The 5,303-nt window shown below is 60.9% G+C and carries 7 protein-coding genes; 3 read left to right on the top strand and 4 right to left on the bottom strand.

All coding sequences use genetic code 11. From position 1 onward, the window contains the following. Window positions 1-105 precede the first annotated feature (105 nt). Complete coding sequence (locus tag AC5JJ6_RS40200) at window positions 106-426, bottom strand: helix-turn-helix transcriptional regulator (RefSeq protein WP_496047423.1); 321 nt, start codon at window positions 424-426, stop codon at window positions 106-108. Between the two features lie 447 nt (window positions 427-873). On the opposite strand from AC5JJ6_RS40200, the gene parS reads away from it, so the two are divergent. Both parS and AC5JJ6_RS40190 read left to right on the top strand, forming a co-directional pair. Then, window positions 874-1,359 carry a type II RES/Xre toxin-antitoxin system antitoxin gene (gene parS / locus AC5JJ6_RS40195; RefSeq protein WP_496047422.1) on the top strand — a complete coding sequence of 162 codons (486 nt, stop codon included), beginning with the start codon at window positions 874-876 and terminating at the stop codon, window positions 1,357-1,359. A 97-nt stretch (window positions 1,360-1,456) separates the two neighbouring features. Continuing rightward, window positions 1,457-2,014 carry a calcium-binding protein gene (locus AC5JJ6_RS40190; protein WP_496047421.1) on the top strand — a complete coding sequence of 186 codons (558 nt, stop codon included), beginning with the start codon at window positions 1,457-1,459 and terminating at the stop codon, window positions 2,012-2,014. On the opposite strand, the gene AC5JJ6_RS40185 is transcribed toward AC5JJ6_RS40190, so the two are convergent. The 3 genes from AC5JJ6_RS40185 to AC5JJ6_RS40175 all read right to left on the bottom strand — a co-directional run bounded on the left by AC5JJ6_RS40185 (window position 2,011) and on the right by AC5JJ6_RS40175 (window position 4,637). Then, the gene (locus tag AC5JJ6_RS40185; protein WP_496047420.1) at window positions 2,011-2,487 is read right to left on the bottom strand and encodes an antitoxin Xre/MbcA/ParS toxin-binding domain-containing protein; all 477 of its coding nucleotides are present in this window, start codon (window positions 2,485-2,487) and stop codon (window positions 2,011-2,013) included. The two genes, AC5JJ6_RS40190 and AC5JJ6_RS40185, sit on opposite strands and share 4 nt — an antisense overlap. Window positions 2,488-2,836: 349 nt before the next feature. Next, complete coding sequence (locus tag AC5JJ6_RS40180; RefSeq protein ID WP_496047419.1) at window positions 2,837-4,186, bottom strand: IS1380 family transposase; 1,350 nt, start codon at window positions 4,184-4,186, stop codon at window positions 2,837-2,839. Between the two features lie 64 nt (window positions 4,187-4,250). Continuing rightward, window positions 4,251-4,637 carry a CBS domain-containing protein gene (locus AC5JJ6_RS40175; protein WP_496047418.1) on the bottom strand — a complete coding sequence of 129 codons (387 nt, stop codon included), beginning with the start codon at window positions 4,635-4,637 and terminating at the stop codon, window positions 4,251-4,253. A gap of 191 nt (window positions 4,638-4,828) precedes the next feature. On the opposite strand from AC5JJ6_RS40175, the gene AC5JJ6_RS40170 reads away from it, so the two are divergent. Then, window positions 4,829-5,303: transposase (locus AC5JJ6_RS40170; RefSeq protein WP_496047417.1), on the top strand; the 475-nt coding region annotated here is incomplete at its 3' end.

The raw sequence follows: 5,303 nt of genomic DNA, 5'->3' as shown, positions 1-5,303 counted from the left end.
AACCGTCCTGATCGAACCCGACCTCCTCCCTCAAAATTCAATTCGCCAATCGGTCGATAGCTGTTTCCCACCCATTTGAAGACGACAAGGCGCTTGATCCTACCTTTAGAAATCTGCCACATCGTCTCTCGCTCCTGCACGCTTTCGTCCTGTTGCGAGATCCATTTCCTCACCGATCGGGTCGCTTGCGAGCAGTTCTCCCAACCGCTCCGTGTAGCCAAGCACTGTCAGCCCCTTGACCAGTATGCCTAAAGCAACTCCAGGCTCGCCTTTTTCCATCGCGACTACCGATGCACGACTGACCCCCATTCGCTCTGCGATTTCCTGCTGGGATAAATTCCGCCTCAAGCGTGCCAGCCTGACTGTCCGTCCCAGCCGGGTAAGACTCTCCCGTTCATCCAAGCCAAGGATAGTCGATGCGCGCATATAGCCTCTGTGCGATATTTCATACATTGAGGGCTATTATGTATGAAGTTCCATACATTGTTCAAGTGGTGAGATTAGATTGGGAGCGTAGCCCTGACTTGGCTGCCGACACATCCAAGCCTGTATTCCTCTGCATGACGTAGTCTCCCGCGGCGGTGGTCAGATTGGCGGTTCGGATGTTTCCGAATTTAGAAGATTATGCCGCTCAACAATTTCCTACCAGCCTTCAGACGCGCCTCGGTTCCCAGCGACTTCGTTCCCGTCACCATGCCGCCGGGTAAGTCTCTCCAGCTTATCGCCCAGGAATGCTTGTTCTGGATCAATGCGTGACATCTCCAATCTCACTGAATGTGCAAAGTTCAGCCAAGGATCGTACGCGCAGTGCGTCCTTGGAATGCTCCGCGTCAACTGTCATATCTAAAGTGACAGATGCCATAGGAGGCGTGAATGGCAGCTACGACGGATAAGGCCTTAACCGAAGCAAGGAACGACGATCTTCAGAAGGTGGAGGCACTGCTCGGCGGAGTTCGTGTTTTGTCGCGTCGACTGAACGGTGCGCTTGACGCGCACGAACTGCTTCTGAGTGGCTTGCCGACCTCGGCGCTTAATCATTTCCTCGGGCAACTGGTCTTCATCGACAGGACGGAGTTACTCGACAAGGCGGTTGGCATGAGCCTGCGGACCTGGCAGCGCCGCAAGGATGCTCCATCGAGATCTCTTAGCCGGGACCAGAGCGGACGAGCATGGAAGTTCGTCGGGATCCTGGTCAAAGCAACGGATGTTCTTGGATCGCAGGCGGAAGCCGAGCAGTGGTTGCAGCGTCCCGCAATTGGTCTCGATCAACGCCGTCCGATCGACCTGTTGGGCACGGTTGTTGGCATCGAACTGCTCGAGGACCATCTGGAGCGGCTTGAGTACGGCATCTATACATGACGCCTCTGCCAACTGCGCTCGAAGGTGCGGAATTCATCACACAGCAGTTCGATTAGATCGAACACACCTCGAATAGGACAGCGCAAGTTCCTACGTTTTGCCCGCCGACATCGAAGCACTTCGGCTGACTGGGGGTGCCGGCATCGACGGAACCGGCAACGGCTTGGCCAACACCCTCATCGGCAATGGCGGTCCAAACACGATGGCTGGCGGTGGGGAAGACGACTGGATGGCGGGCGGCGACGGCGCCGACATGCTGGCCGCCGGCAGCCGCAACGATCTGCTCGAGGGCGGATCAGGCGACGATCTCCTGGATGGTAGTTCCGGTGACGATATCCTGGCCGGCGGTGCCGGGGCTGACGTGCTGAGTGGTGGACCCGGTCGCGATACCTTCGTCCTGCACTTCGGCGATGCCGCGGGTGACCAGATCGATGATTTTCGAAGTGGCAGGAGCGATGGAGACATGCTGCGGCTGGAAGGTTACGAACCTGGTGTCACACTGGTAACGGAGGGGTCGATTTGGATGACCCAAACTCCTGAAGGGAACGACGAAAGGTTCGAACTGCGCCGGATCATCTCCTTTTCGCCCTTCGGCCTCAGACTTCGCGTTCCAACCTTCATCATGCCTGTGATAGCAGCGGCCTTTAAACCTTAAGCAAAGCCGCCGCTAGCGAAATGATCAAGATACTCGCGTACCGCTGTCGCCTGACCAGCTTTGACCAGCGCCTCGGGTGTGCGCCTATCTAGCGCCGGGAGGGGCTGCGATTGGTACCAAGCCATCGCCTGCGCCTCGCCACCGGCCCAGTCAAGCACACGGCTGATGATCTCGAGCATCTCGGTCACTCGCGCCTGCACCTTTGGCGCTACCCGTCGGTTGGTTTTCGACACTGAGGTGATGCCCAAGCCGGTGGTTTGAGCAAGCTGGACCTTGGACATCAGGAACGCTTCGGCGACGCGATCCATGTTGACGACGCCGCGCTCATTCATGAAGCGCGCGACAAAGCCCTCTTTTATCTGGATTTGAGAGCAGCCTGAACCGGCCGCTAATCCCATGGATAATCGGCGAGTTTGGACCGACCCGCCGACACCGCGGCGAACACTACCTGACCTCGGTTTCGTCTTTGTCATGCCCTTCATTCCAACCCTTTCGAGGACAGCATACAAGACAGACTACGCCGCATGCGATGGCGTTCGCCTGCGCTTTCCCGACGCTCTGGTCTGATGCCCCACTGTTCAACTGTTCGCCGGCGCGCCGGATATGTCCTGGACCGCTTGCCCAACCACATCATCGTCACCGGTCCTGGCCGCTAGCCGCATTTATGCGCCAAGCCGGAAAGCGTTCTGACGTTTTCTGCCCTTCTTCAATTTTTAGCTGTGCAGGCAAGGGTTGGCCGTAGCGCGGATTGGGCGGCGCTATGATGGTGAGAGGTCTTGAGGTTGGCGGGTTGGGCGGAACAGGGGCAATCGGCCCCGGCGTTCAGGTGACGAGTCGGGGAACCCGCTCCAGGAGCAGGCGCAGGACAGTTTGCTCCGGGCAGACGGTAGGCAGGTGGACGAGGATTTGCCGCTTGGTCTCGACGATCCGGGCCGCCAGTTTGATCAGACGCAGGCGCAGCGTGTCGAACTGGGCGACCCGCCAGCGCGACCGGCGCGGCATCAGAGCGCGCATCGACCACAGCAGCCAGTAGGCGCCGGCATGCAGGAACAGCCGGAACTGGTTGGCGGCGGCCTTGTGGCATGAGGTGCGGTCGGCGCACAGATGCGTCTTCCAGCTCTTTATGTGATTTTCCGCTTGGCCGCGGGCGCAATAGAGTTTCTCATAGAGCCACCGCCCCCGGCCGTGGCGCAGGCTGGTGACGATGAAGCGGGTGTCCGGGCCCTGCGGCCCGACTTCGACGCGCGCAATGATCCGCTCGGTCCGGCTCCAGCTTCCGGCGGCGTCGTAGAATTCCTTGAAGCGCCGGACCTTGGCAGTCCCGGGGCTGACAGCGAACCGGGCGGCGGTGCTGGCCTCCAGGTCGAGGATATGGCGCCGCAGCGTGCTGGTTGGCGCCAGGCCGAGCACATAGTCCAGGCGGTTGGCCCGGCACCAGTCGAGGACCTCGGGGCAGCAGTAATGGCTGTCCGCGCGCAGCAGGATCTCGACCTGCGGCCAGTTGGCCCGGATCTGCCGCACGATCCGGCGCAGGTGCGCTCGGATCTCGGTGCCTTTGGGTCGCCTGGCCGGGCGCAGGATGGCGGTGACGAAGCGCCCGTGCTCGTCGAACACGACGATCGGCTGGAAGCCGTACTCGTCGTAATGGCCATTGAACAGACGCAGTTGCTGCTCGCCGTGAACGGCATCGAAGGTGTCATCAATATCCAGCACGATCCGCTTCGGCACCTGCCGGAACCCGGCGCAGTAGAAATCGACCAGAGCGCGGCCCATGCGCAGCAGGGCGCGGGCATCGGGCAGGTTCTCCAGGCGCGAGATGGTGGACTGCGAGCATAGGCCGGCACCATCCGGCAGGCGGTCGAGCGCCAGCTTGAACGCCGGATCCCGGCGCAGGCTGTCGGCGTCGTTGCCGTCCTCGTAGCCGGCCGCGATCATGAGCAGGCGGAAGCGGATGATCTCCGCCAGTCCATGAACGACCCGCCCGGGCGTCCGGGGATCTTCCAGGCACGCTGCAAGCCGGTCGGCGATCCCGAGCCGCTTCTCGATCTCCCGCAGGCCCAGCACGCCGGCATCGGAGGACAGCCGCCCGCCATCGAAGCGGGCGACCACGGGTTTGCCGGCGACAGGTGACAGGCCGGGCAGCGATGGGGTAAGTTCAACTCGGGCGGGCATGGCGGGTGAGATCCGGTGGGATTGGTGTCAGCAGCCGAATCTTAAACCAGATCAATCCTTTAGGCTATGCCCGCCGGCCTTCGTGCATAATTGCGGCTAGGTCGCCGATGGAAACTATGCCGACAAGGCGCTTAGCGCTGTTCAACACTGGCAGTCGTCGAACCTTGTTCCCGGCCATCAGCGTCGCAGCCTCGCTGGTGTCCTGATCCTCGAAGCAATAAACCAGAGTTCTGGACATGGCTTCGCGAACACGAGCGACCTTCGGATCCAGCCCCTCAGCCACCGCCCGGACCGTAATGTCGCGATCCGTCAAGGTGCCGACCAATCTGTCATCCACGCCCACCGGCAGAAACCCGATCCCACCATCGCGCATCCGCTGTGCGGCGTCATGAAGTGCCGTATCCGGATCAACGAGCTCAACCATCTCTGTCATGACTTCCCTGATTTTCATCGTCCTCTCCCGTTTGGCGGAAATTGACTGAGCATCGGGATTCTGAAGAGCCTTATATAACAGTCCGTTGACAAACCGCATTGGTGCCGAATCTATGCACGTTGGTGTAGTGCAGTTCGAGACGTGACAACATGGCAATGGGACGGCTGAGCAATCGCCTGACGGCGCCTCGTAGTGGGAGCCGGTTGGCTGTGGACCTGGCCCCCCGGCACGCGTTTTACGACTGGTGCAACGAGGTCCTGGCCGAGGCCGAGTTCGATGAAGTCGTCGAGATGCTGTGCCAGGGATACTACAAGGACGGCGTTGGCCGCCGGTCGATCCCTCCAGGCCGCTACTTCCGCATGCTGTTCGTCGGCCAGTTCGAAGGCCTGGAGTCCGAGCGGGAAATCGCCTGGCGGTGCGCTGATTCCTTGTCGCTGCATCGCTTTCTCCGCCTGTCGGATGGCGAGACGGTGCCCGACCATTCAACGCTCAGCGTGACCCGGTCGCGGTTACCGCTGGAGATCCACCACGCCGTGTTCGGCTTTCTGCTCGAGATCGCGGACAAACATGATCTGGTGCGCGCCAAGCGGATCGGCGTCGATGCCTCGACCCAGGAGGCCAATGCCGCGCTGCGCCGACTTGTGCGGCGGGATACCGGCGAGGATTACCAGGAGATGCTGCGGC

Source organism: Skermanella sp., from assembly GCF_059503625.1.
Note: the sequence above shows the minus strand (reverse complement) of the source record. Positions and strands in the feature narration are given on the sequence as shown.